Source organism: Streptomyces sp. 12E (assembly GCF_055633275.1).
This window is the reverse complement of sequence record NZ_JBVNCJ010000001.1, coordinates 433940-458496: the sequence shown is the minus strand read 5'-3', so window position 1 is coordinate 458496 and position 24557 is coordinate 433940. Positions and strand designations below refer to the sequence as shown.

At 72.7% G+C, this 24557-nt stretch carries 18 protein-coding genes; 11 read left to right on the top strand and 7 right to left on the bottom strand.

Annotation, left to right across the window (positions count from 1 at the left end; translation table 11 throughout):
• Positions 1–59 precede the first annotated feature (59 nt).
• The 4 genes from ACZ8ZB_RS02060 (at position 60) to msrA (ending at position 5300) form a co-directional block, all read left to right on the top strand.
• Complete coding sequence (locus ACZ8ZB_RS02060) at positions 60–1844, top strand: N-acetylglutaminylglutamine amidotransferase (RefSeq protein WP_470735997.1); 1785 nt, start codon at positions 60–62, stop codon at positions 1842–1844.
• Complete coding sequence (locus ACZ8ZB_RS02055) at positions 1817–3955, top strand: S9 family peptidase (RefSeq protein WP_470735996.1); 2139 nt, start codon at positions 1817–1819, stop codon at positions 3953–3955. Before ACZ8ZB_RS02060 ends, ACZ8ZB_RS02055 begins: the two co-directional genes overlap by 28 nt.
• A gap of 90 nt (positions 3956–4045) precedes the next feature.
• Entirely contained in the window at positions 4046–4489 is a 444-nt protein-coding gene (locus ACZ8ZB_RS02050) for an ATP-binding protein (RefSeq protein ID WP_470735995.1), read from the top strand.
• A gap of 298 nt (positions 4490–4787) precedes the next feature.
• A complete protein-coding gene (gene msrA / locus ACZ8ZB_RS02045) occupies positions 4788–5300 on the top strand; it encodes a peptide-methionine (S)-S-oxide reductase MsrA (RefSeq protein ID WP_470735994.1) in 513 nt (170 codons plus the stop codon).
• Between the two features lie 47 nt (positions 5301–5347).
• Here the strand turns inward: msrA and ACZ8ZB_RS02040 are convergent, their stop codons facing one another.
• Positions 5348–5821 (bottom strand): carboxymuconolactone decarboxylase family protein, encoded by a 474-nt coding sequence (locus ACZ8ZB_RS02040; RefSeq protein ID WP_470735993.1) that lies wholly within the window; start codon positions 5819–5821, stop codon positions 5348–5350.
• A 176-nt stretch (positions 5822–5997) separates the two neighbouring features.
• Here ACZ8ZB_RS02040 and ACZ8ZB_RS02035 point away from each other — a divergent pair, with 176 nt between their 5' ends.
• From ACZ8ZB_RS02035 to ACZ8ZB_RS02010, 6 genes are all read left to right on the top strand, one after another.
• On the top strand, positions 5998–6222 hold the full coding sequence (locus tag ACZ8ZB_RS02035; RefSeq protein ID WP_470735992.1) for a hypothetical protein: 225 nt from the start codon (positions 5998–6000) through the stop codon (positions 6220–6222).
• Between the two features lie 598 nt (positions 6223–6820).
• Entirely contained in the window at positions 6821–9100 is a 2280-nt protein-coding gene (locus ACZ8ZB_RS02030) for a catalase (RefSeq protein WP_470735991.1), read from the top strand.
• A gap of 259 nt (positions 9101–9359) precedes the next feature.
• Positions 9360–10541 (top strand): spore photoproduct lyase family protein, encoded by a 1182-nt coding sequence (locus tag ACZ8ZB_RS02025; protein ID WP_470735990.1) that lies wholly within the window; start codon positions 9360–9362, stop codon positions 10539–10541.
• Between the two features lie 80 nt (positions 10542–10621).
• The gene (locus tag ACZ8ZB_RS02020; RefSeq protein WP_470735989.1) at positions 10622–11476 is read left to right on the top strand and encodes an ABC transporter ATP-binding protein; all 855 of its coding nucleotides are present in this window, start codon (positions 10622–10624) and stop codon (positions 11474–11476) included.
• The gene (locus ACZ8ZB_RS02015) at positions 11473–12456 is read left to right on the top strand and encodes an ABC transporter substrate-binding protein (protein ID WP_470735988.1); all 984 of its coding nucleotides are present in this window, start codon (positions 11473–11475) and stop codon (positions 12454–12456) included. The genes ACZ8ZB_RS02020 and ACZ8ZB_RS02015 overlap by 4 nt, the downstream gene beginning before the upstream one ends.
• Before the next feature lie 4 nt (positions 12457–12460).
• Positions 12461–14527 (top strand): iron ABC transporter permease, encoded by a 2067-nt coding sequence (locus tag ACZ8ZB_RS02010; protein WP_470735987.1) that lies wholly within the window; start codon positions 12461–12463, stop codon positions 14525–14527.
• A 274-nt stretch (positions 14528–14801) separates the two neighbouring features.
• On the opposite strand, the gene ACZ8ZB_RS02005 is transcribed toward ACZ8ZB_RS02010, so the two are convergent.
• From ACZ8ZB_RS02005 to ACZ8ZB_RS01980, 6 genes are all read right to left on the bottom strand, one after another.
• On the bottom strand, positions 14802–15395 hold the full coding sequence (locus ACZ8ZB_RS02005; RefSeq protein WP_470741400.1) for a sugar O-acetyltransferase: 594 nt from the start codon (positions 15393–15395) through the stop codon (positions 14802–14804).
• Positions 15396–15511: 116 nt separating this feature from the next.
• Positions 15512–17551, bottom strand: coding sequence for an RICIN domain-containing protein (locus ACZ8ZB_RS02000; RefSeq protein ID WP_470735986.1), 2040 nt, complete (start codon positions 17549–17551; stop codon positions 15512–15514).
• Positions 17552–17672: 121 nt separating this feature from the next.
• On the bottom strand, positions 17673–19715 hold the full coding sequence (locus ACZ8ZB_RS01995) for a beta-galactosidase (RefSeq protein ID WP_470735985.1): 2043 nt from the start codon (positions 19713–19715) through the stop codon (positions 17673–17675).
• Between the two features lie 73 nt (positions 19716–19788).
• Complete coding sequence (locus tag ACZ8ZB_RS01990) at positions 19789–21126, bottom strand: ABC transporter substrate-binding protein (RefSeq protein WP_470735984.1); 1338 nt, start codon at positions 21124–21126, stop codon at positions 19789–19791.
• A 76-nt stretch (positions 21127–21202) separates the two neighbouring features.
• Entirely contained in the window at positions 21203–22150 is a 948-nt protein-coding gene (locus tag ACZ8ZB_RS01985; protein WP_470735983.1) for a carbohydrate ABC transporter permease, read from the bottom strand.
• Between the two features lie 4 nt (positions 22151–22154).
• Positions 22155–23081: a carbohydrate ABC transporter permease gene (locus ACZ8ZB_RS01980; RefSeq protein ID WP_470735982.1), complete on the bottom strand. Its 927-nt coding sequence runs from the start codon at positions 23079–23081 to the stop codon at positions 22155–22157.
• A 345-nt stretch (positions 23082–23426) separates the two neighbouring features.
• Between ACZ8ZB_RS01980 and ACZ8ZB_RS01975 the strand changes: the two genes are divergently transcribed.
• Positions 23427–24419 carry a LacI family DNA-binding transcriptional regulator gene (locus ACZ8ZB_RS01975; protein WP_470735981.1) on the top strand — a complete coding sequence of 331 codons (993 nt, stop codon included), beginning with the start codon at positions 23427–23429 and terminating at the stop codon, positions 24417–24419.
• The last annotated feature ends 138 nt before the right edge of the window (positions 24420–24557 follow it).

Genomic DNA, 24557 nt, shown 5'->3' with positions numbered 1-24557 from the left:
ACGCACGTCCCTTCACACCCGTCCCAGGACCGACACCCGAGGGAAAGGAGGGACCACTGATGTGCGGCCTCTGCGGGGAGATCCGGTTCGACGGCGGGCAGCCGGACATCGCGGCGCTGGAACGCATGACCGACCGCCTGGCGCCGCGCGGCCCCGACGGACGCGGCCTGTGGTCCCAGGGGCCCGTGGCCCTCGGACACCGCCGACTGAAGATCATCGACCTGTCGGACAGCGGCGCCCAGCCCATGACCGACCCGTGCGCCCGCCTCGCCGGGGTCTTCAACGGCTGCGTGTACAACTACCGTGAGCTGCGGGACGAACTGCACGCGCTCGGCCACCGCTTCTTCTCGCAGTCCGACACCGAGGTGGTGCTCAAGGCCTACCAGGAGTGGGGCACCGGGTGCGTCGAGCGCTTCCACGGCATGTTCGCCTTCGTGATCGTCGAGCAGGACACCGGGCGCGTCGTCCTGGCCCGCGACCGGCTGGGCGTCAAACCCCTCTACCTGTCCGGCACGGCCGAACGCCTGCGGTTCGCCTCCTCCCTGCCCGCGCTGCTCGCGGCCGGCGGCGTCGACACCTCGCTGGATCCCGTCGCACTGCACCAGTACCTCAGCTGGCACGCCACCGTCGCCGCGCCCCACACCGTCCTCAAGGGCGTGCGCAAGCTGCCCCCGGCCACGGTGCGGGTCGTCGAGCCCGACGGCACCCACCGTGATCACCGCTACTGGCATCCCGTCCACGCCCGCCGCCCCGAGTACGCCGGCCTCGACGCCGACGACTGGACCGACGCCGTACTGGACGCGCTGCGCACCGCCGTACGCCGTCGCATGGTCGCCGACGTGCCGGTCGGAGTGCTGCTCTCGGGCGGTCTGGACTCCAGCCTGATCGTGGCCCTGCTGGCCGGCGAGGGCCAGCAGGACCTCGCGACCTTCAGCGTCGGCTTCGAGTCCGAGGGGGACGAGGAGGGCGACGAGTTCCACTACTCCGACCTCGTGGCCCGGCACTTCGACACCCGTCACCACCAGCTGATGGTCCCCTCCGACCGGGTCGCCGGAGCCCTGGACGGGGCGGTCCGCGCCATGAGCGAGCCCATGATGAGCCACGACGTGGTGGCCTTCCACCTGCTGTCCGAGCAGGTGGCCAAGGAGGTCAAGGTCGTGCAGAGCGGCCAGGGCGCCGACGAGGTGTTCGCCGGGTACGACTGGTACGCGCGGATGGCGGACGTGCCGCGGTCGCGCGCCGCCGAGGCGTACATCGACACCTACTTCGACCGCTCGCACGCCGATCTCGCCGCCATGGTCCACCCCGACCTGCTGCCCGGCCGCGACGTCTCCGCCGAGTTCGTGCGCGCGCACATGGCGGCCCAGGGCGCCGAGACGGCGCTCGACGCCGATCTCCGCCTCGACACGCTCGTGATGATGGTCGACGACCCGGTCAAGCGGGTCGACAACATGACGATGGACTGGGGACTGGAGGCCAGGGTGCCGTTCCTCGACCACGAACTGGTCGAGCTGGCCGCGGCCTGTCCGCCCGAGCTGAAGCTCGCGGACGGCGGCAAGGGCGTCCTGAAGGCCGTCGGCCGCAAGGTCCTGCCGCGCCGGGTCGTCGACCGGCCCAAGGGCTACTTCCCCGTCCCGGCGATCAAGCACATGGCCGGGCCCGTCCTCCAGCGGGTCCGCGAGACCCTCACCGCTCCCGAGGCCAGGGCCCGCGGCGTCTTCCGCGAGGAGTACGTCGCCGAGCTGCTCGCCGCACCCAACGCGCACCGGACCAGGCGAGGGGCGAACACGCTGTGGCAGGTAGCGCTGCTGGAGACGTGGCTGCAGACGCACGGGATCCGCTGACGCCGATGGAGACGCGCACCGACGCCACCACGCGGGCGCTTCCCGCACCCGAGCCCGCCGCGCTCGCCGACACCTCGACGCCGTACGACGTACCGCCCCCGGCCGTCCACGGCTGCTGGTACCCCTCGGCAGACCCCGGCGGCCGGCACGTCGCCTTCATCTGCGACCGGGCCGGGGTGCCGCAGCTGTGGACCGCCCCCGTAGCCGGCGAGGAGGTGCGCCGGCTCGACGCCGACCCGAACCCGGTCACGGAGGTGTCCTGGTCCCCGGACGGGCGCTGGATCGCCTACACCGTGGCGCCGGACGGCGGCGAGCTCACCAGCGTCCTGTGCGTACGCCCCGACGGCACCGGACGGCGCCTGCTGGCCGGCGGCGAACCGGGCACCTCCGCACGCCTGGGCTGCTGGCAGCACGACGGCTCCGCGATCGCGGTGACCGTCACCGATTCCGCCCCGCCCGGGCGGCCCTTCGCCGCCCACCCCGGGGCGGACGGCGTCTCCCGCCCCGCCCGGGCGGGCCGCGACGGCCGGGCCGTGCTGCTGGAGCCCGGCGCACCACGGCCCGGGCCCCTCGCGGGGGCCGTCGACGGCGACCGGACGACGTCCGTCGGGGAGCCGGAACCGAGGGCCCTCTCCGCCTATCTCGTCGACCCCGAGGGCATGAGCGCCCCCGTGCTGCTGGCGAGCGAACGCGGCGCGGCCAACCAGCGCGTGTGCGACCTCAGCAGGGACGGCAGGTTCGCCCTGGTGTACCGGGGCCCCCGCGGACGCCGCGAGGCCCTCGTCGTCCGCACCGGCGACCGCGTGGTGACCTGCGCTCTGCCGGTCGCCGACGGCGACCCGTGGATCGGCGGCTTCTCACCGGACGCCGGCACCGTGTGGCTGCGCAGCGACGGCGACCGCGAACACGCCGCCCTCGTCGCCGCGCACCTCGATCCGCGAGGACACCTGCTCGGCACCACGGTGGCCGCCCAGCGCCCCGACTGCGGCCTGGAGCTGCTCGCCCTGGGCCGCGACGGACGCAGCGCGGTGCTGGCGTGGAACGTGCGCGGGGTCAGCGAACTGGAGGTGACCGAGCTGACCGCCGCCCGGCCGCCCGGCCTCCCGGCCGGCGTCCCGTCGTCCCGGTCCGCCTCCGCCGGTGCCGCACGGGCCGTCGGCCTGCCCCACGAGGTGGTCACGCGCATCGCGCCCACCGCCGACCCCGACGCCCCCGTCGTCGCGCTGTCCGGATCCCGGCGCCATCCCGGAGTGTGGTGGCTGCCGCACGGACTGCCCCTGCGCACCCCGTGGTCCTCGCGCGACGAGGACGTGTTCCCCGAAGGCCGCACGCCGGTGCGCCCGATGCCCATGAGCCCCGTGGCCCGCGACGGCCTCGTCCTGGGCGGCTGGTACTACCGTGCCCCGGGCCGCTCGCCCGGCGAGCCGGCACCGTGCGTCCTGCACCTGCACGGCGGGCCGGAGGAACAGGAACGCCCGGTGCTCGAACCGCTCTACCTCGAACTGCTCGGCAGGGGACTGGACGTCTTCGCGCCCGACGTCCGCGGCTCCTCCGGCCACGGTCGCTCCTTCGTCGACGCCGACCTGGGCACGGGGCGCTTCGACGCGATCAACGACGTCGCGGACTGCGCGGCCCACGTGATGGTGCGGGGCCTCGCCGATCCCCGGCGGATGGCCGTGATGGGCCGGTCGTACGGCGGCTACCTGGTGATGGCGTCCCTGGTGTGGCACCCGGACCTGTTCCGCACCGGCGTGGCGGTCTGCGGCATGTCGGACCTCACCACCTTCTTCGCCGGGACCGAACCCTGGATCGCGCAGTCCGCCGCCCACAAGTACGGCCACCCGGAACACGACCGGGAACTGCTGCGCGCGCTGTCGCCGATGAGCCGCATCGACGCCCTGCGGGTCCCGGTCCTCGCCGTGCACGGCGAGCACGACACCAACGTGCCTCCGGGGGAGTCCGAGCAGTTCGTCCGGGCGGCCAGGGAGCGCGGACTGGAAGCGGAACACCTCCTGCTGCACCACGAGGGCCACGACTTCCGCCGCTCCGACAACCGGCGCCTGTTCCGCCGGACCGCCGCCGACTGGCTGGAACGGCACCTGGCGGGCTGAGGTGTCAAAGGCACCTGTCACACTTCGGTGGCGTGTGGGGGAGCGATGCGGGTAGTCGCGCGGTGTGATCGGTGAGTGAAGGCGGACCGGATGGAACCAGTTCCAGTCGACGAGGGGGACACGGTGCCGGGGGCGTCACGGCTGGGGGCTTCGTACGCCCTGGACGAGGACGGCACCTGGATAGCCCAGGCGCGCCACCTCGCCGCGGCGTTCCTGAACCGGGCACGGGCGGAGGACGGCCTGCCGGTGTCGGCCCGCGCGGTGGAGATCACCCAGCTCGTGGTCAGCGAGCTGGTCACCAACGCCCGCAAGTACGCTCCGGGGCCCGTCGGCCTCGATCTGCGGGTGGTCGGCGACGCCGTCGAGGTGGTCGTCCGCGACGGCAACCCCGTGCCGCCGGTGGTCCGGGACGCGGACCCCGGCCGGGTGGGCCAGCACGGGCTGGAGATCGTGATGGCCGTCGCCCAGGCCCTGGACGTACGGCAGGAGCCGGCCGGCAAGAGCATCACGGCCCGCATCTCGCTGATCGCCTGAGTCCGCCGGCCCGCGGCTCGCTCGCCGTTCCCGGCAGCTTCGTCCGGACCACCTCACGGTGCGCCGCGTGCCCCCGCGTCCGGCGGGCCGCGCGACGGGAACGGCCCGCGTCCGCCCGCGTGCGGGGCGGCCGTCCGGCGCGGTCGCGGACGAGCCGTACCCGGCGGGCGCGAACGCGCCCGTGCGCCGTTGCCCGGCCCGCTGTCCGGGGGAGCCGGCACGGCCGGAACAATGGGGCCGCCGGCGCGGTTCTCACCGATGAACGCCGCAGGACACGTGGGAGAAGGGCGAGACGAAGATGACGACGAACGAGGAGAGGGCGCTGCTCGCGGGCGGCTGCTTCTGGGGCATGCAGGAGCTGATCCGCACGTTCCCGGGCGTGCTGACCACCCGGGTGGGCTACAGCGGAGGTGACGTGCCGAACGCGACCTACCGCGACCACGGCACCCACGCCGAGTCGATCGAGATCACCTACGACCCCGCCGTCACCGACTACCGCGCGATCCTGGAGTACTTCTTCCAGATCCACGACCCGAGCACGAAGAACCGGCAGGGCAACGACATCGGGACGAGCTACCGTTCCGCCATCTTCTACCTCGACGACGAGCAGAAGCGCGTCGCCGAGGAGACGATCGCCGATGTGAACGCCTCGGGGCTGTGGCCGGGCCCCGTGGTGACCGAGGTCGTGCCGGCCGGCCCGTTCTGGGAGGCCGAGCCGGAGCACCAGGACTACCTCCAGCGCTACCCGGACGGCTACACCTGCCACTTCCCGCGGCCCGGCTGGCGTCTGCCGAAGCGCGCGGAAGCCTGACCGGACGCCCGTCCCGTCCCCACCGGGGCCGGGACGGGCGCGCCCGGTCAGCCGAACTGGCCGGGCCGGTAGCCGCCGGCGGGCTGCTGGTTGATGACGTTGACGCGGTTGTAGGCGTTGATGAGCGCGATCAGCGAGATCAGTGCGGCGAGCTGGTCCTCGTCGTAGTGCTTGGCCGCGTTCGCCCAGACCTCGTCGCTGACACCGCCGGCCGCGTCGGCGAGCCGGGTGCCCTGCTCCGTCAGCTCCAGCGCGGCCCGCTCCGCCTCGGTGAAGACGGTGGCCTCCCGCCAGGCGGCGACCAGGTGGAGCCGGACCGGCGTCTCCCCGGCCGCGGCGGCGTCCTTGGTGTGCATGTCGGTGCAGAAGCCGCAGCCGTTGATCTGGCTGGCGCGGATCTTCACCAGCTCCTGGGTGGCGTGCGGCAGCCCGGAGTCCGTCACCGCCTTGCCCGCCGCGTTGATGTGCTTCAGCACCTTGGCCGCGAGGGGGTTGGCGAAGAGGTCGATGCGCGCTTCCATGGTGATCTCCTGGTCGGTTCTTGCGGTTACGCAGCACTGACGGATGGGCTCCGCTTCATGTGACCGGAACGGCGGTGTGACCTACGTCTCTCTGTCGGACGGTGCCGCGCGACGTGCCGTTCTCGGGGCACCGGACGACCGATAACCTGGCCGGATGGACGGGGAGCGGAGCGTCGGTGAGTGAGCGTCGGGAACGCGACTGGACGGACATGACGCCCGGGGACTTCGATCTCGACGCCCCCTTGTGCCTCAACGTGGGGACCGGTCCCCACGTGGTGCCGGCCGAGCCGGACGAGTACGGCACGGCGCCGCTGTTCGGGGAGGAGACCCCGGCGCGGGGCCCCGGCCCGCGCCGTGCCCCGCGCAGGACCGCCCCCGCCGAGCAGGGGCAGCTGTTCTGAACCCGGCGCGGGGGACCGACGCGCTCGGGGAGCCGCGTGGCCCCGGACGGGGCGGTGTCCGTGCCCGAGGCGGACGAGCCCGTGTCGTCGACGACGCGGCGGTACCGCCCTCCGCCGCCGAGCGCCCGGGAGCTCTGGTGCGTCCGCCGGGCCGCGTGTCCGCCTGCGTGCGGGCATGCCGGAGGACTGGACGCGGCCCCACGGCCGCTTGGCCCAGGCCCGATTCAAGCGGTGAGGTGCCGCGCGGGCGAGTGCCCCGGACACGAGGGGCGGGCGGGCACCCGTCGGCGGGGTGACGTGCCGGACCGAATCCGCATGCCTTGACCGCCGGGCCGGGGGTACGCGGGCGGGGCGGTCGGATCAGGAGGGGAGGCGCGGAGAGGGGAGTGCGGGTGTGCCGAGGCGCGGGGCGCGGTGCTCCGGGCGTGGTTTCACCCCGTCGGCGGGCGTTCGCTGCGCGGGCGTGTCCGCCGTGAGACGTTGACGGCACCCGATGTCCTTTTCAGGCTCTTTGTCTCCCGGGCCGCCCGCAGTCGGCAACTGAACGTACGGCCACCCGTCCGTGGCCGGTCCGAAGCGGAGGAGTGTCACCCCCCCCATGAGCGAGGCCAACCCCGTCAAGCGGGCAGCGCAGAAGATCGCCGAGAAGCTGCAGGAGGACGGATCGGCTCCGGCCGACGGCGTCCCCGGAAGGCCGGGCCCCCGGCCGCCGTCCGTGACGGAGCCGACCGAGCCCCGTGAACCGCTGCCGCCGAAGCCGGACCAGAGCGGTCCGGCCACCGTGTCGCCCACCGGCCGGCCCACCGGCGCCGACCAGGCCAGGGTGGCGCAGTCAGGGAGCTATCTGACCAACGCCCAGGGCACCCGGCTGTACGACACCGACCACTCGCTCAAGGCGGGTCCGCGCGGCCCCGTGCTGCTCCAGGACCACCACCTGCGCGAGAAGATCATGCACTTCGACCACGAGCGCATCCCGGAGCGCGTGGTCCACGCCCGCGGCGCGGGCGCGCACGGGGTCTTCCAGAGCTACGGCACGGCGGCCTCCGTGACCAAGGCGGGGTTCCTCGCCCCGGACGTCGAGACGCCGGTGTTCGTGCGGTTCTCCACCGTGGTCGGCTCACGCGGGTCCGCCGACACCGTGCGCGACACCCGCGGTTTCGCCACGAAGTTCTACACCAGCGAGGGCGTCTTCGACCTGGTGGGCAACAACATCCCCGTCTTCTTCATCCAGGACGCCATCAAGTTCCCCGACGTCGTCCACGCCGCGAAGCCGCACCCGGACCGGGAGATCCCGCAGGCGCAGAGCGCGCACGACACCTTCTGGGACTTCGTCTCGCTGCACACCGAGGCGACCCACCACACCATCTTCTTCATGGGCGACCGCGGCATCCCGCGCTCCTACCGCATGATGGAGGGCTTCGGCGTCCACACCTTCCGGCTGGTGAACGCCGAGGGCGGCACGACCCTGGTGAAGTTCCACTGGAAGCCCAAGCTGGGCGTGCACTCCCTGGTGTGGGACGAGGCGCTGACGATCAACGGCGTCGACCCGGACTTCCACCGCCGGGACCTCGCCGACGCCATCGAGGCGGGCGCCTACCCGCAGTGGGAGCTGGGCATCCAGACCTTCCCCGACACCCCGGAGCAGACCTTCGAGGGCATCGACCTGCTGGACCCGACGAACATCGTGCCCGAGGAGCTCGCCCCGGTGCAGCCGATCGGGCTGATGACCCTCAACCGGAACCCGTCCAACTTCTTCGCCGAGACGGAGCAGGTCGCCTTCCACGTCGGTCACCTCGTGCCCGGTATCGACGTCACCGACGACCCGCTGCTCGCGGGACGGCTGTTCTCGTACCTGGACACCCAGATCACGCGCCTGGGCGGCCCCAACTTCCCGCAGCTGCCGATCAACCGCCCCCACGCCCCGGTCAACGACATGCTGCGCGACGGCATGCACCAGACCGCCGTGCACCGGGGCGTGGCCCCCTACCGGCCCAACTCCCTCGACGGCGGCTGTCCGTTCACCGCGGGCGCGGACATGAGCGCGTTCATCGAGACGCCGGTGACCGTCCCGGAGGGGCGGAAGGTGCGCGAGGCGCCGGAGTCGTTCGCCGACCACTTCAGTCAGCCCCGCCGGTTCTGGCTGAGCATGAGCCCGGTGGAGCGCGAGCACATCATCGGCGCGTACACCTTCGAGCTGGGCAAGTGTTACGAAGAGGCCATCAGGGTGCGGACCCTCCAGGTCCTGGCCAACATCGACCCCGAACTGTGCGCCGGTGTCGCCGAGGGTCTCGGTCTGCCCGCGCCCGAGCCCACCGTCCCGCTCGCCGACGTCGAACCGAGCCCGGCCCTCTCGCAGATCGGGGGGACCTGGCCGGTGGACGGCCGTGTCATCGGCGTCGTCGTCGGCCCGGACGGCGACCTCGAGGGCGTCCACGCGGTGCGCGACGCGGTGCTCGAGGCGGGCATGGTCCCGCTGGTCGTGGCGCCGACCGGCGGCACGCTCGGCTCGGGCGACTCGGCCCTGACCGTCCAGCGCAGCTACGTCACCGCGCGCTCCGTCGAGTTCGACGCCGTGCTGCTGGCCGGGGCGCCGGCCATGGGCGGCGACCTGCCCGGCGCGCGCGACGGCAAGGGCGCGCCGTCCGCCGCGCGGCGGACGGCGACCGATCCGCGGATCGGAATGCTGCTGGCCGAGGCCTTCCGGCACGGCAAGGCGATCGGCGCGTGGGCGGGCGGTGAGGCGGCCCTCGAAGCGTCCGGCGTTCCCACCGACGCCCCCGGCATCGTGGTCGGTGACTCCGGCTCCGCCGTCCTCGGCCAGGTCCGCGAGCTGCTGGGCTCGCACCGCGTCTGGGAACGCTTCACGGCCCGGGCCTGACACCCCGGCCGCGGTCGGCCCCGGCGACCGGCTCGGCCGCCGGGGGAGCGGACGGACACCCAGGGGCCCCGGCGGCCGGCCGGGCCGCCGACGGCCGTGCGGTGGTGCGTGAGGGCGGCCGGACGGCCGTCGGTGAGCCGCGGTCCGGCCGGCCGCGGTGTGCCGTCCCGTCGCCGTACAGTGGGAGGATGGCCGGATTCCGACGGAACCGGCCGGCGGGCACCCGTACCGCCTCCCCGTTCGAGAAGCCGGTCAGGACATGCGCCACCACCCCTCCCCGTCCCACGGCCCGCAGGAGCCGCTCTTCGGCCTCGACGCGTTGCCGGTGGCGACGGCGGCCGAGCCGGCGCCGTCCGCCCCCGCCTTCCGGGACTCCGCGCAGGCGCGTCGGCTCCTCGCGATCCGGGAGATCCACGCCGAACCGGCCGCCGCCGCCTCGCCCCGCGGACGGCAGATCCTCGCCCGGTTCCCCGGAGCCCGGCTGATCGAGACGGACTCCCACTGGCGCGTCCCCGAGCTGCACGGCAACGAAGGCAGCGCCGACCGCTGGATGCGGATCAAGCGCGAGACCCTCGTACTGGGCGTGAAGAAGACGCTCACCACGCGTCCCAACGGCCGCTCCGCCGACTGGATCGCCCCCGGCCCGTCCAACGGCTGCGCCCTGTCGTGCGTGTACTGCTACGTGCCCCGCCGCAAGGGCTTCGCCAACCCGATCACCCTCTTCACCAACATCGACCGGATCATCGCCCACCTCGGCCGCCACGTCGCCGCCCAGGGCCCCAAGACGGAGCCCAACCAGTGCGACCCCGGGGCCTGGGTGTACGACATCGGGGAGAACGGCGACTGCTCCGTCGACGCCCTCGTCTGCGACAACACCGCCGACCTGGTGCGCGCCTTCCGCGACTGGCCCACCGCGAAGGCGTCCTTCGCGACCAAGTTCGTCAACCCCGACCTGCTGGAGCTCGACCCGCGCGGCCGCACCCGCATCCGGTTCTCGGTGATGCCGGCCGACGACTCACGCCTGCTGGACCTGCGCACCAGCCCGGTCGACCGGCGGATCGCCGCCGCCGCGGACTTCCTCGACGCCGGGTACGAGGTGCACTTCAACCTCTCGCCCGTCGTCGTCCGCCCCGGCTGGCAGGACGCCTGGGCCGGACTGCTGCGGCACATGGACGACGTACTGCCGCAGCGCGTGAAGCGGCAGGCCCGTGCCGAGGTCATCATGCTCACCCACAACGCGGACCTGCACGAGGTCAACCTCCGCTGGCACCCGCGCGGCGAGGAGGCGCTGTGGCAGCCCGCCGCGCAGGAGACCAAACGCTCCCAGAACGGCGCCCTCAACCTCCGCTACCGCGCCGGCATCAAGCGCGGGGCCCTCACGGACCTGCGTGAACTGGTCGCCCGGCACGCACCGTGGCTCGATATCCGCTACGCCTTCTGACGGGACGGCAGGAACACGCTCAGGCTTTCTCCCAGGTCACCCCTTGATAACACGAATTAAGGGTAGGCTAACCTTGCCTCGTGATTCCTGCTGAAGAGGCGGCCCCGGGTCCGCGCGGCCATCAACTGTCGGCCACCGATGTGACCGTGGCGTACGACGGCGTCGACGTCGTGCACGACGCGGCGCTGACCCTGCGCCCCGGCGAAGTGACCGCCCTGGTGGGCCCGAACGGCAGCGGCAAGTCGACCCTGCTGCGCACCGTCGCCCGGCTGCAACGGCCGCGGAGCGCCACGCTCACGCTCGACGCCGGCACCGACGCGCTGGCCCTCGGCCCCCGGGAGTTCTCCCGTCGCGTCGCCCTGCTGCTCCAGGGACGCCCCACCCCCAGCGGTCTCAGCGTGCGGGACGTCGTCGAGTTCGGCCGCTACCCGCACCGTGGCCGCTGGGGCGGCACGGACCCCGGTGGCCGCGCCGCCGTGGACCGCGCCCTCGCCCTCACCGGCGTCGCCGAACTCGCCGAGCGCGGGGCCGAACACCTCTCCGGAGGACAGCTCCAGCGCGTGTGGCTGGCCGGCTGCCTCGCCCAGGAGACCGGCGTCCTCCTCCTCGACGAACCGACCACCTACCTCGACCTGCGCTACCAGGTCGAACTCCTCGACCTCATGCGCGACCTGGCCGACGAACACGGCATCGCCGTCGGCGTCGTCCTGCACGACCTCGACCAGGCGGCGGCCGTCGCCGACCGGATCGTGCTCCTCGCGGCCGGACGCGTCGTCGCCGAGGGCCTGCCCGAGGACGTCCTCACCCCGGAGCGCCTGACCGAGGTCTACGGCATCCGGATCGAGGTCGACACCGACCCCCTCACCGGCCGGCTGCGCACCCGCGCCATCGGCCGTCACCACACCCGAAGCGAAAGGCTCGGCACCACCTCATGAGACGACTCCTGCTCACCGCGCCCCTGGCCACCGCCGCCACCCTCCTGCTGGCGGCCTGCGGCACCACCGAACCCGCCGCCGACGACGCCGGCGCCAAGGAGTCCGCGCAGGCCATCACCCTCACCGACGCCACCGGCGCGAAGGTGGAGCTGGACGGCCCCGCCAAGAAGGTCGTCGGCACCGAGTGGAACGTCGTCGAGCACCTGGTCTCCCTCGGCGTCGACCCGGTGGGCGTCGCCGACGTCAAGGGCTACAACACCTGGGACGCCGCCGTCCCGCTCAAGAACGCGCCCGAGGACATCGGCACCCGCGGCGAGCCCAGCATGGACACCATCGCCTCGCTCAAGCCCGACCTCATCGTCGCCACCACCGACCTGCAGCCCGACGCCGTCAAGCAGCTGCGCAAGGTCGCCCCGGTCCTGGAGGTGAAGTCCGCCGACGCCGCCGACCCGATCGGGCAGATGCTGAAGAACGTCGACCTCATCGCCGAGGCCACCGGCACCACCGAGCGCGCGGCCACGCTGAAGAAGGACTTCGACGCCAAGCTCGCCGAGGGGAAGAAGGCCCTCGCCGACGCCGGCCTGGACGGCGCGGAGATCGCCTTCGCCGACGGCTACGTCGCCTCCAACCAGGTCTCCGTGCGCCCCTACACCTCCGGTTCGCTGATCGGCGCCGTCAACGAGCGGCTCGGACTGAAGAACGCCTGGAAGCAGAAGGGGGACGAGGCCTACGGCCTGGCCGCCACCGACGTCGAGGGACTGACCGACCTGGGCGAGGTCCAGTTCGCCTACATCGGCAACGACGGCGACGCCGCCAGCGACCCCTTCGGCAAGGAGCTCGCCGGCAACTCCGTGTGGAAGTCGCTGCCCTTCGTGAAGTCCGGTGACGTCCACCGGCTGGACGACGGCATCTGGATGTTCGGCGGCACCGGCTCGATGGAGGCGTACGCCGACGCCCTCGTCGCCTCGCTGACGAAGTAGCGCGATGGCCGTCACCGCCACCACTCCCACCGCCCGTCCGGCGACGGTGTCGTCCCGGGCGGGCGCGGCCGCGGTGACGACCGCGCTCGTGCTCCTGGTCGCCGCCCTCGCCGTCGTCGACATCACCCAGGGCACCGCCGCGGTCGGCCCGGCCGAGGTCCTCAAGGCCCTCACCGGCCGGGCCGACCCGGCCGACGCGTCCGTCGTCATCGCCTCACGGCTGCCCCGCATGACCGCCGGGATCCTCGTGGGCGCGGCCCTCGGCATGGCCGGCGTCGCCCTGCAGGCCGTCAGCCGCAACGTCCTGGCCTCCCCGGACACCCTCGCCGTCAACGCGGGTTCCTACTTCGCCCTCGGCGTCGCCGCCGTCACCGGCGTGTCCCTGCCGCTGCTCGCCTCCTCGGGCATCGCCTTCGCCGGCGGGCTCGCGGCGGCGGCCGTCGTCCTCGGACTGTCCGGGCTCGGGGCCGGCACCGTGCGGCTGGTGCTCGCCGGCACCGCGCTCGCCCTCGGGCTCACCGCCGTCACCGAGGGGATGCTCCTGCTGTTCCCGGAGCAGACCGAGGGCCTCTACCAGTGGAACCAGGGCAACATCGGCCAGAACGGCTTCGACGGCGTCCTCCAGATGCTGCCCGTCGCCGTCGTCGCACTCGTCGGCCTGCTGCTCATCGCCCGCCGGATCGACGCCCTCGCCCTCGGCGACGAGGCGGCCCGTGGGCTCGGCGTCCCGGTGCGGGCCACCCGTGTCACGGCCGTCGTCCTGGCGACCCTGCTCTCCGCGGCGGCCGTCACCCTGGCCGGTCCGATCGGCTTCGTCGGCCTGTGCGCCCCGGCCCTCGCCCGCCCGCTCGCCCGCCGGGCCCGTGGGCTGCGGCGGCTGCGGGCGGGCGTGCCGGTCGCGGGCCTCGTCGGCGCCGCGCTGGTGCTCGGGGCGGACGTGCTGCTGCGCGCGTCCGTCGACGCGGACACCGCCGTCGCGGTGCCCACCGGCGTGGTCACCAGCCTCGTCGGCGCGACGTTCCTGGTGGTGATGGCGGCCCGGCTCCGCGACACCGCCGGCGCCGCCGCGCCGGACAAGCTGCGCATCCGCAGCCGCGCCGTCTTCCTCACCACGCTCACCGTGCTGTCGGTCGTCCTGGTCGGCGTCACCGTCGCCGCCGTCCTGCTGGGCGACAGCAAGCTGCTGCTGGGCGACGTGGTCAACTGGGCGCAGGGCAGGGCGGGCAGGACCGTCTCCTTCGTGCTGGACACCCGTGTGCCCCGGGTGTCCGCCGCGCTCCTCGCCGGAGCGGCGCTCGCGCTGGCCGGCACCTTGGTGCAGGCCGTCACCCGCAACCCGCTCGCGGAACCCGCCGTCCTCGGCGTCTCCGGCGGCGGCGCGCTCGGCGCGGTGATCCTCGTGACGACGGTCCCCGTCGCCGGGGGCTGGGGCGTCGCCGGGGCGGCCTTCGCCGGATCCGCGGTCACCGCGGTCGTCGTGTTCGGCCTCGCCGCGCGCGGCGGCTACCAGCAGAACCGGCTGGTGCTCGTCGGCATCGGCGCCGCGACCGCGACGACGGCCCTGATCAGCCTGCTGATCGTGCTCACCGACCCGTTCAACGCGACCAAGGCCCTCACCTGGCTGTCGGGCTCCACGTACGGCCGGACCCTGCCCGACGTCCTGCCCCTCGCCGCCGTCCTCGCGATCGGTGTCGCGGTGGCCGGCGTACGGCACCGGGAACTCGACCTGGTCTCCCTCGACGAGGACACCCCCCGGCTCCTCGGACTCGACCTGGCGCGCGGCAGACTGGGCTTCCTCGTGCTGAGCGTGCTGCTCACCGCCACCGCCGTGGCCGCCGCGGGCACCATCGGCTTCGTCGGCCTGGTCGCACCGCACGCGGCGCGCGCCCTCGTCGGACGGCGGCACACCCGCGTCCTGCCGGTCGCGCTGCTCCTGGGCGCCGTCCTGGTGTGCACGGCCGACCTGCTGGGCCGCACCGTGATCGCCCCCGCCCAGCTGGGCGCCGGCCTGATGACGGCCGTGATCGGAACGCCGTACTTCCTGTACGTGCTGGTGCGCAGCCGCCGGTAGTCCGGCGTGGCGATCGCCGCCCGCCGCGGGACGGCGGGCGGCGGGCTCGGCCGAAGGCCTTGACGGCCCGGCAGTACGTCCACGCGGTGCCGGTGCGGGCGGTCTTCGCAAGGCGCTGTCGAGCCGTGGCGTGTCGGCGCCGGGACCGCGGTCCGGCCCCGGACCGCGGTCCCGTGCCCGAACGACGCCCCTGGCACCCGTCCTCCCGCACCACGCGCGTCCGGCGAACCGTCCGCTCCTGGCCGCACGCCCGGACGGCGGTGGCGGAACGCGCTCAGGCCCGCGCGGTACGGGGCGGCCGGTAGCTCCATTCCCGGTCCGCGTCGGTGATCGGCCGCAGGACGCGGGCCGGGGTTCCGGCGACGACCGTCATCGGCGGCACGTCGGCGCTCACCACACTGCCCGCGCCGACGACCGAGCCCCGCCCGACGGTCACCCCGGGCAGGACCACCGCGCCGGCCCCGATCCACACGTCGTCCTCGATGCGCACCGGCGCCGAGAACTGGCTGCCGTCCCGGCGCAGTTCCGGGTGGACCGGATGGCCGGTGGTGCTGACGGTCACGTGGGGCGCGAACATCACGCGGTCGCCGACGAAGACCTCGACGTCGTCGACCAGGGTCAGGCCGAAGTTGACGTACACGTCGTCGCCGAGGTGCACGTGCCGGCCGTAGGCGACGTACAGCGGCGGTTCGATCCACACGCCACGGCCCACCGAGCCGAGCAGTCCGTCCAGCAGGGCGCGGCGGGCCTCCTCGTCGCGCGGGCCGGTGGCGTTGTACTCGGCGGCGATCTCCTTGCCGCGCAGCCGCTCCTCCTCGAGGCGGTCGAGGCCGGGCGCCGAGTCGGTGTACAGCTCGTGGGCCGCCATGCGGCGGCGTACCTCGCGCTCGGCGGCGTCGTCCTGTGCCACGGGTTCTCCAGGGTGTCGTGGAAGCGGACCGGCCGCACCACGGGGCGGTGGTGCGGCCGGGTGGGACGGACCGGTCAGTCCGTGACGTCGGTGACCGTCCAGCGCTGGTTGGAACCGGAGTTGGGCTGCCACGTCGTGACCGCGGCGCCCTCGTGCGTGGCCTGTCCGCCGACCTCGAGGAGTCGCCCGGTGGCCGCGTTGACCAGGGTCCAGGTGCCGTCGCCCGTGGTCGACATGATCCACTCGGCGGCCGGGTCCCGCTTTCCGGTGTCGGGCTCCACCACCGGTACGTCGTCCCGTACGGCGAGACGCCTGCCGTCCACCGCACTGGTGAACTCGTAACGCTCCCGCACGCCGTCGTCGGGACGCACCGCGCTCAGCCGCCACCGCTGGGCGGCCGGGCCGTCACCGGAGCCGATCACGAGGTTCGTGCCGCCGTCCGCGACGGTGACCGCCTTGCCGCTCTGCACGCCGGTGAGGGTGTAGGTGTGCCCCTTGCGCAGCAGCGGGGCGTCCTCCGCGACGCCGGAGACGCCCTTGATCTCGAAGGACGTCACCGACTGGGCGGGCACGGCGAAGGTGGCCGCGCGGTCGGTGACCTTGACGGCCCGGTGCCGCTCCAGCTTGCCGTCGGCGCTGGTCACCACGGGGGTGACGGTCGCGTTGCGGCTGACGGTGCGGAACCTGGACAGGTCGACGGTGACGTTGCGGACCTCGGTGGTGCTGTTGACGTGGACGAGCGAGGCGCCCTTGCCGTTCTTCGTCACCGCCGCCGCGCTGGAGGTGTCGTCCACCTTGATCAGCCGGTCGCCCGGCTTGATGAAGTGGGTGAAGTTGCGGGCGGTGTCGAACTTGGTGTTGGTGCGGATGGGGCAGGTCTCGAGAGTGTCCTCGGAGGTGCAGCCGAAGGGGAGCTGGATCTCGCCCCAGTTGCCGCCCCCGGCGGACTCGCCGCCGGGCTTCATGTTGTCGTAGTCCTCGACGGGCTGCCAGAACACCCAGGCGCGCGGCTCCAGTTCACGCAGGTCGTCGACGATGCGCTGGGCGAGGCCGAGACCGGGGCGCATGTCCGTGAAGCTCTGTCCGTCGCCCCAGTCGCCCTCGACCTCGCTCATCCACAGCCGCTTGTCCTCGGCCTTGGCGATGTCGCGCACGGTGGTGCGCTGACCGGTGCCGTAGGTGTGGACGTTCATCTGGCCGACGAGGTCGCGCGTCTCGGGCGAATAGGCGTTCCAGTTCTGCGCGAAGACCGACGGGTTGGTCTCGTCCATGGCGGAGATCTCTGCCTTGGTCTTCGCCTTCTTCAGCGCCGGGGCGAGCGCGTGGAGCACCTTCTCCTGGAGCCCGGGGCCGATGTGGGCGCCTTCCTGACGTCCGCCGACGGGTTCGCCGTCCGCGCCGAGGCGGGTGCTCCAGTAGGTGGTGTTCGGCTCGTTGAAGGGGTCGACGGTGTCGACCTCGATGCCGTGCGCCTTCTCCAGCCGCTTGGTGGCGCCCGCCAGGTAGGCGGCGAAGTCGTCGACCGACTCGGTCTTCAACTGGTCGGCGCCGGCGTCGAACCCACCGGACACGTAGCCGCTGACCGTCATGAACCAGGGCGGGGAGTTGCTGAAGGTCTCCCAGTGGGTGATGTCCTTCTTGATGCGGTCCACCCACCAGCGCTGGGTGGCGTCGGCGTCCTCGTTCCAGTCGGCGGGGTCCTCGGCGTCCCACCAGTCGGTGTCCTCGCGGGTGGTGCCCGCGGGAGCCTTCCACCAGCCCTCGACCGCGCCGCCGGCCCGCAGGTAGTCCTTCACGTCCGGGGCGTTGCCGCCGCCGATGTTGTACCGGGCGATGTTCAGGGCGAGGCCGTCGTCGCCGAACAGCAGCCGCGCGAGCTTCTCGCGGATCTGGGGCGGGTAGTCGCCGGTGGCGTTGGCGAACCAGACGAGGCTGGTGCCCCAGCCCTCGAACTCCTCCTGCTGGTAGGAGGGGTCGGGCCGGACGGTGACGGAGGGGAGGTCCGCGGCCTGGGCGGCGGACGTCGGCCCGGGGACCAGGGCGGCCCCGGCGGCCAGGGCTGCGGTGAGCCCGGCGGCCGTGAGGAGCCGTCTGTTGCGGGTGCGGCGTGCCATCGGTGTGCTCCCAACAGTGAGGTGTGGTCGCGCTTCGGTGGACCCTCCCGCCGTGCCGGCGGCCGACAGGAGGGGCGGCCCCCGGAACGGGTGCGTGCCGTTCCGGGGAGTCGTGGGGGTGTCAGACGGCGGGCTGCCGCAGTACGGCGACCTCGCGGGGGCCGAGCGTGAGGGCGCCGTCGGCGCCGGTGGCGCCGACGAGCACCTCCCCGTCGAGGCCGTGCACCGGGACGGTGCCGTCGGTCCGGTTCACCAGGAACAGGAACCGGTTCTCGGCGTCCCGGCGTACGACCGGCTCGACCGGTCCCCGTACCTCGGCCGGGAGTTCGCTCTCCACCCCGGCCGGCCCCAGCAGCCGCGGCAGCAGCGAGGTGAGCCCCTCGACGCCGAGCCGGGTGGAGACGTACGTGGCGGAACCCCCGCCCGTCGGACGCCGGGTGACGGCGGGCCTGCCCGCCTGCTCGCCGGTGCGGTAGCGGGCCAGGACCTCGGTCCCGGCCCCGGTCACGGTGATCCGGTCGGTCCACAGGGTGCCGGTCGTGCCGTCGTCGAGCTCCACGCCGTCACCGGCGAGCAGCGGCCCGAACTCCTCGATGCGGATGCCGAGCAGATCCCGCAGGGCGCCCGGATAGCCGCCGAGCCAGACGTGGTCGTGCTCGTCGACGACACCGGAGAAGTACGTGGTGATCAGATGGCCGCCCTGTTCGGCGTACCGGGTGAGGGTCTTCGCCAGGTCGGCGGGGACCAGGTGCAGCACGGGGGCGATCAGCACCCGGTGGCGGTGCAGGTCGGACCGGGTGGTGACGAGGTCGGCTCGGATGCCGAGGGCGAGGAGCGCCGAGTACCAGTCGAGCGCCTCCTGCCGGTAGTCGAGCAGGGAGGTGGGGTGGGAGTCCTGCTCGCTCGCCCACCACGACTCCCAGTCGTAGAGGATGCCGACCCGGGCGGGCTCCCGTTCGGACCCGGCGATCGGGGCGAGCGCCTTCAGGGTCGCGCCGAGTGCGGTGACCGCGCGGAACAGCTCGCTGTCCGCGCCGGCGTGCGGGACCATCGCCGAGTGGTACTTCTCGGCGCCCGCCGCCGACTGCCGCCACTGGAAGAAGCACACCGCGTCGGCGCCGTGGGCGACGTGCAGCAGCGAGTCGCGGGCCAGGTCGCCGGGCCGCTTGGCCACGTTGACGGGCTGCCAGTTGACGGCACTGGTGGAGTGCTCCATCAGGAACCAGGGACGCCCGCCGGAGATGCCGCTGGTGAGGTTGGCGGAGAAGGACAGCTCGTCGCGGTCCTGCGGGCCGGGGTGGACGTAGTGGTCGTTGGAGACGAAGTCGATCTCGTCGGCCCAGTCGGGGTAGTTCATCCCCTTGGTGTTGCCCATCACCATGAAGTTGGTGGTGACGGGGACGTCCGGCGTGAGCTCCCGCAGGATCTCCCGCTCGGCGCGCAGGTGCTCCTTCAGCGCGTCCGAGGAGAACCGCTTGAAGTCCAGCTGCTGGGTGGGATTGGGGTGGGAGGCGGCCAGCCGCGGCGGCAGGACCTGCTCCCAGTCGCTGTAGCGCTGCGACCAGAACGCCGTGCCCCAGGCGTGGTTGAGGGCCTCCACCGTGGTGTAGCGGGCGCGCAGCCAGTCGCGGAAGGCGCGGGCCGCGTCGTCGGAGTAGTCGTAGACGTTGTGGCAGCCCAGTTCGTTGTTGACGTGCCAGGCGACGAGCGCCGGATGACCGGCGTAGCGGGTCGCCAGCTCCCGGACCAGGCGCAGCGCGTACCGGCGGAAGACGGGCGAGGTGGGACGCCAGTGCTGGCGCGCACCCGGCCACAGTGTCTCGCCGGTGGCCGTGACCGGCAGGATCTCCGGGTGGGCCGTGGTGAGCCAGGGCGGCGGGGAGGCGGTGGCGGTGGCGAGGTCGACGCCGACGCCGCCCTCGTGCAGCAGGTCCATCACCTCGTCGAGCCAGGCGAAGTCCCAGGTGTCCTCGGCCGGTTGCAGCCGGGCCCAGGAGAAGATCCCCACGGACACGAGGTTCACGCCGGCCTCCCGCATCAGCCGGACGTCCTCCTCCCACACGGTGCGGGGCCACTGCTCGGGGTTGTAGTCGGCGCCGTAGACGAGACGGGGGGCGGGGTCACCGTCCGCCCCGCCCGTGCGGGACAGGAGGGTGGAGATCATGGCGGTCCTTCCGAGGTGTGGTGCACGGGGGCGGCGCGGAGTCCGCCCGCGCCGCCCTGCGTCTGGTGCCGTCCTACTTCTCGACGGTGAAGCCCTGCTCCTCGGCGTACTTCACCGAGGCGTCCTGCCAGGCCTTCAGACCGTCCGCGAGCGTGGTGTCCGAGACGTAGGCCTTGCCGACCGTGTCGTTGAAGACCGAGTGGGCGTACTGCTGGAACGGCAGGTACGACCAGTCGCTGGCGACGTTCGCGGCGGACTCGGCGAAGATCTTGTTGGCTTCCTGGCCGCCGAGGTAGTCGAACTTGGTGCTCTGGAAGTCGGCGGACTGCAGCTCCGCCTTGGTGGCCGGGAAGGCGCCCTGCTCGACGCGGGTTTGGACGCCGTCACCGGAGTTCGCGTACTCCACGAAGGCGTAGGCGAGTGCCTTGTTCCTGCCGAGCGAGGGCAGGGTCAGCGAGCTGCCGCCGTTCTCCGCGCTGGCCTTGTCGCCCTTCGTCCAGGCCGGCATCGGGGCCGCGCGCCAGTCGCCGGCCGCGTTCGGCACGCCGCTGACGAAGTTGGCGGGCATCCAGGCACCGGTGGTCAGGGTGGCGATGGTGCCGTCGCCCAGGCCCTTGTACCACTCGTCGGTCCAGCCGTTGACCGGGGCGAGGAGCTTCTCGTCGATGAGCTTCTGCCAGGTGTCCGTGTACTTCCTGGCCTTCGCGTCGCTGAAGTCGATCTTCACGTTGGTGCCGTCGACCTTGTACGGACGCGAGCCGGCCTGCCACAGCAGGCTGGTGGTGAAGCCGGCGTCGCCGGCGTCGTTGGCGATGTAGACCTTGGGGTCGGCCTTGTGCAGCTTGCGCGCGGCGTCGACGTACTCGTCCCAGGTGGTCGGGACGGCGATCTTGTGCTTGTCGAAGACCTTCTTGTTGTAGAACATCGCCATCGGGCCGGAGTCCATCGGCAGGCCGTAGACCGCCTCGCCCTCGCTCACGGCGTTCCACGGGCCGGGCGTGTACGTGGAGGCCAGCTTGTCGGCGCCGAAGGGGGCCAGGTCGGTGAGGCCCTTGCCGAGGGCGTACTGGTTCACCGCGAAGTACTCGACCTGCGCGACGTCCGGGACGCCCTTCTCGGCCGACATCGCGTTCGACAGCGCGGTGTAGTGCTTGTCGCCCGACCGCTCGCTGACGAGGTTGATCTTGACCTTCGGGTACTTCTTCTCGAAGTCGGCGGCGACCGTCTTCAGCGTGGGCTCCCAGGACCACACCGTCACCGTGCCGCCCTTCTTCAGGGCCGCCTGGACGTCCGAGGCGGAGACCGCCTCGTCGGTGGAGCCGTCGTCGGAGCCGCCGCAGGCGGTGGCGCCCAGGGCGACGGCGGACAGAAGGGCGATGCCGCGCAGCAGGCGGCCGGTGTTTCTGCGCATGAGGGTGCTTCCACTTCTTCGTGGGCGGGACGGGTTCTTCGTGGACGGGGCTGAGGGGCCGCCGGGGAGCCGCGCGTCACTCCTTGACGCTGCCCGCGGCGAGACCCGACTGCCAGTACTTCTGGAGCAGCAGGAACGCGGCGATGAGCGGCAGGATGGTGAGCAGCGAACCGGTGATCACCAGGTTGAAGACGACCTCGCCGCCGACGGTCTCGGCCTGGGAGTTCCACGCGCTCAGACCGAGCGTCAGCGGGTACCAGTCCGGGTCCTTGAGCATGATCAGCGGCAGGAAGTAGTTGTTCCAGGTGGCGACCGTGGTGAACAGCAGCACGGTCACGGTGCCGGGGGCGAGCAGCGGGAGGGCGACGGTGAAGAAGGTGCGCGCCTCGCCGGCCCCGTCGATGCGGGCGGCCTCGAGGAGCTCGGTGGGGATGGCCTCGGTGGCGAACACCCACATCAGGTACAGGCCGAACGGCGAGACCAGCGAGGGGATGATCACCGCCCACGGCGTGTCGGTCAGGCCCATCTCGCTGAACATCAGGAAGGTGGGCACCGCGAGGGCCGTGCCGGGCACCGCCACCGCGCCGATGACCGTGGCGAAGACGCCGCGCTTGCCGGGGAAGTCGAACTTCGCCAGCGCGTAACCGCCGAGGACCGCGAGGAGGGTGGCCCCGCCGGCGCCCAGCACCACGTACAGCAGCGTGTTCAGCAGCCAGCGCGTGAACACGCCGTCGTGGTAGGTGAACGTGGAGCGGATGTTGTCCCACAGCGCGAAGTCGTCGGCGAACCACATCCCGGCCGAGTCGGCCAGACCCGCCTGCGTCTTGGTGGCGTTGACGACCAGCCAGACCAGCGGCACGACGGTGTAGAGGACGACCAGGGAGGTCAGCACGGTCAGCAGCACGCTGCGCCGGGGCTTGTCGACGGAGTGCCTGCGTGTTCCGCGCAGCCGTGGCGCGCCGCGGCCGGAGCCGGAGGTCCTGGCGGGTGCGGCCGGGGCGGCGGTGGTGAGAGGGCTGCTCATCGGGTCACGCTCCCTTGCGCATGCCGCGCAGCTGCACGACGTAGGCGATCACCATCGTGATCAGGCCCATGATGATGGCCACCGTCGCGGAGTAGTTGTGCTGCTGGCCGTTGAAGGACAGCGAGTAGGTGTAGAAGTTCGGCGTGTAGTCGGTGGTGAGGGCGTTGCGGGCGAGCGGGCGCAGGATGTTCGGCTCGTTGAACAGCTGGAAGCTGCCGATGATGGAGAAGATCGTCGCGATGACCAGGGCGCCCCGGATCGCGGGCAGCTTGATCGCGGTGATCACGCGGACCTGTCCGGCGCCGTCGATCTCCGCCGCCTCGTACAGCGAGTTCGGGATGACCCGCAGCGCCGAGTAGAAGATCAGCATGTTGTAGCCGACGAACTCCCAGGTGACGATGTTGCCGATGGACGCCAGCACCAGGTCGGGGGAGAGCGGGTCGGGCAGCGAGACGCCGAACGCCCCGTTGACGTCGCCGACCAGGCCGTACTTCGTGCCGTACATGAAGCCCCACATGAGGGTGGCGACCACGGCGGGCACCGCGTACGGCAGGAAGATCGTGATGCGGAAGAAGTTCTTGCCGTAGAGCCGGCCGCTGTCCAGGGCCAGCGCCACCAGCAGCGCGATGCCGAGCATGATCGGCACCTGGACGCACAGGAAGAGCGAGACCCGGCCGAGGGCCGCCCAGAACCGGTCGTCCTTGAGCGCCTGTTCGTAGTTGTCGAGGCCGACGAAGGTGGTCCCGCCGATGAGCTGGTCGCGGAAGAGGCTCAAGTAGACCGAGTACGCGATCGGCGCCAGGAAGACCAGGGCGAACACGGCCACGAAGGGGCCGATGAAGCCCCACCCCGTCCAGGAACGGCGGTCCCGTCTCGCCGGGGGAGGCGCCGGCCTCGGCTCGGCGTCCACCGGCGGTTGCAGCGTCGTCATGTCGTTCCTCGCTCGTCACCGTTCCGGACCGGCGGCCGCCCGGCGCGTGAGCCGGACGGCATGCCCCCTGTACGTGATGTTTGCGTAAACATCGACCACCGCGGCGCGCCGTCGAGCTGTTATGTTTACGTAAACATCGGATGGCGGAATGTTTACACTGCCCTCCTGAGGACGGTCAAGGGTTTCCTGGGGAAACCGTGACGCAGGCAGCGATGGGAAGGCGGCTGACGGCGAGTGGACACGGCCGAGAGAACGCCGGCGAACGCATCAGGCCCCGCCACCGGGTCCACCGCGGCCGGCGGCGGCGCGCGGCGCGCCCCGGGGGGCGCCCGGACCACGGCCTCCATGGCCGACGTGGCCCGCCTGGCGGGGGTCTCGTCCCAGACCGTCTCCCGCGTCTCCAACGGCTACGCGGGAGTGACCGAGGAGACCCGCCGCCAGGTGCTGGCCGCGATGAAGGAGCTCGGCTACCGGCCCAACAGCGCGGCCCGCGCCCTCAAACGCGGCGAGTTCCGCACCATCGGCGTCATCACCTTCACCCTGTCCACCACCGGCAACGTCCGCACCCTGGAGGCGATCGCCACCTCCGCCGCGCACGAGGGCTACGCCGTGACCCTGCTGCCGGTCGCCGTGCCCACCCAGGACGAGGTGCGCGGGGCGTTCTCCCGGCTGGAGGAACTCGCCGTCGACGCCGTCATCGTCATCATGGAGGTCCACCTGCTGGACGCGGCGATGGTCCAGCTCCCCCCGCACGTCCAGGTCGTGGTCGTCGACTCCGACGCCGGCGACCACTACACGGTCGTCGACACCGACCAGGCCGGGGGCACCCGCGCCGCCGTGCAGCACCTGCTCGGCCTCGGCCACCGCACGGTGTGGCATCTGGGCGGCCCCGAGGACTCGTTCGCCGCGCAGCGCCGTACGGACGCCTGGCGCGCCGCCCTTGTCGAGGCCGGACGGGTGCCGCCGCCCCTCGTCCGGGGCGACTGGTCGGCGGACTCGGGCTACCGGGCCGGTCTCGAACTCGCGGCCCGGGACGAGTGCACGGCCGTCTTCGCGGCCAACGACCAGATGGCGCTGGGCCTGCTGCGCGCCCTGCACGAACACGGCCGGCGCGTCCCTGAGGACGTCAGCGTGATCGGCTTCGACGACATCCCCGAGGCGTCCTCCTTCCTCCCCCCGCTGACCACCGTCCACCAGGACTTCGCCGAGGTGGGGCGGCTCTGCGTGCGGGCGGTGCTGAGCAAGATGCGCCGGGGCGGCCCGGAACGGGGCACCACGCTCGTCCCGACCCGACTGGTGCCGCGGGCCAGCACGGCACCGCCGCCGGAAGCCGTCTGACGAGCGGACTCCCGTTCCGCGCAGACGGGCCGGCGTGCGGGACCCGGCGTGCGGGAGCACGTCCGGGCCACTTCTTCGTGCTGTCGTACGCCGGCTCCGGCCTTCGCGCCGGGCCGGCCGGGCGGGTCACGGCCGAGC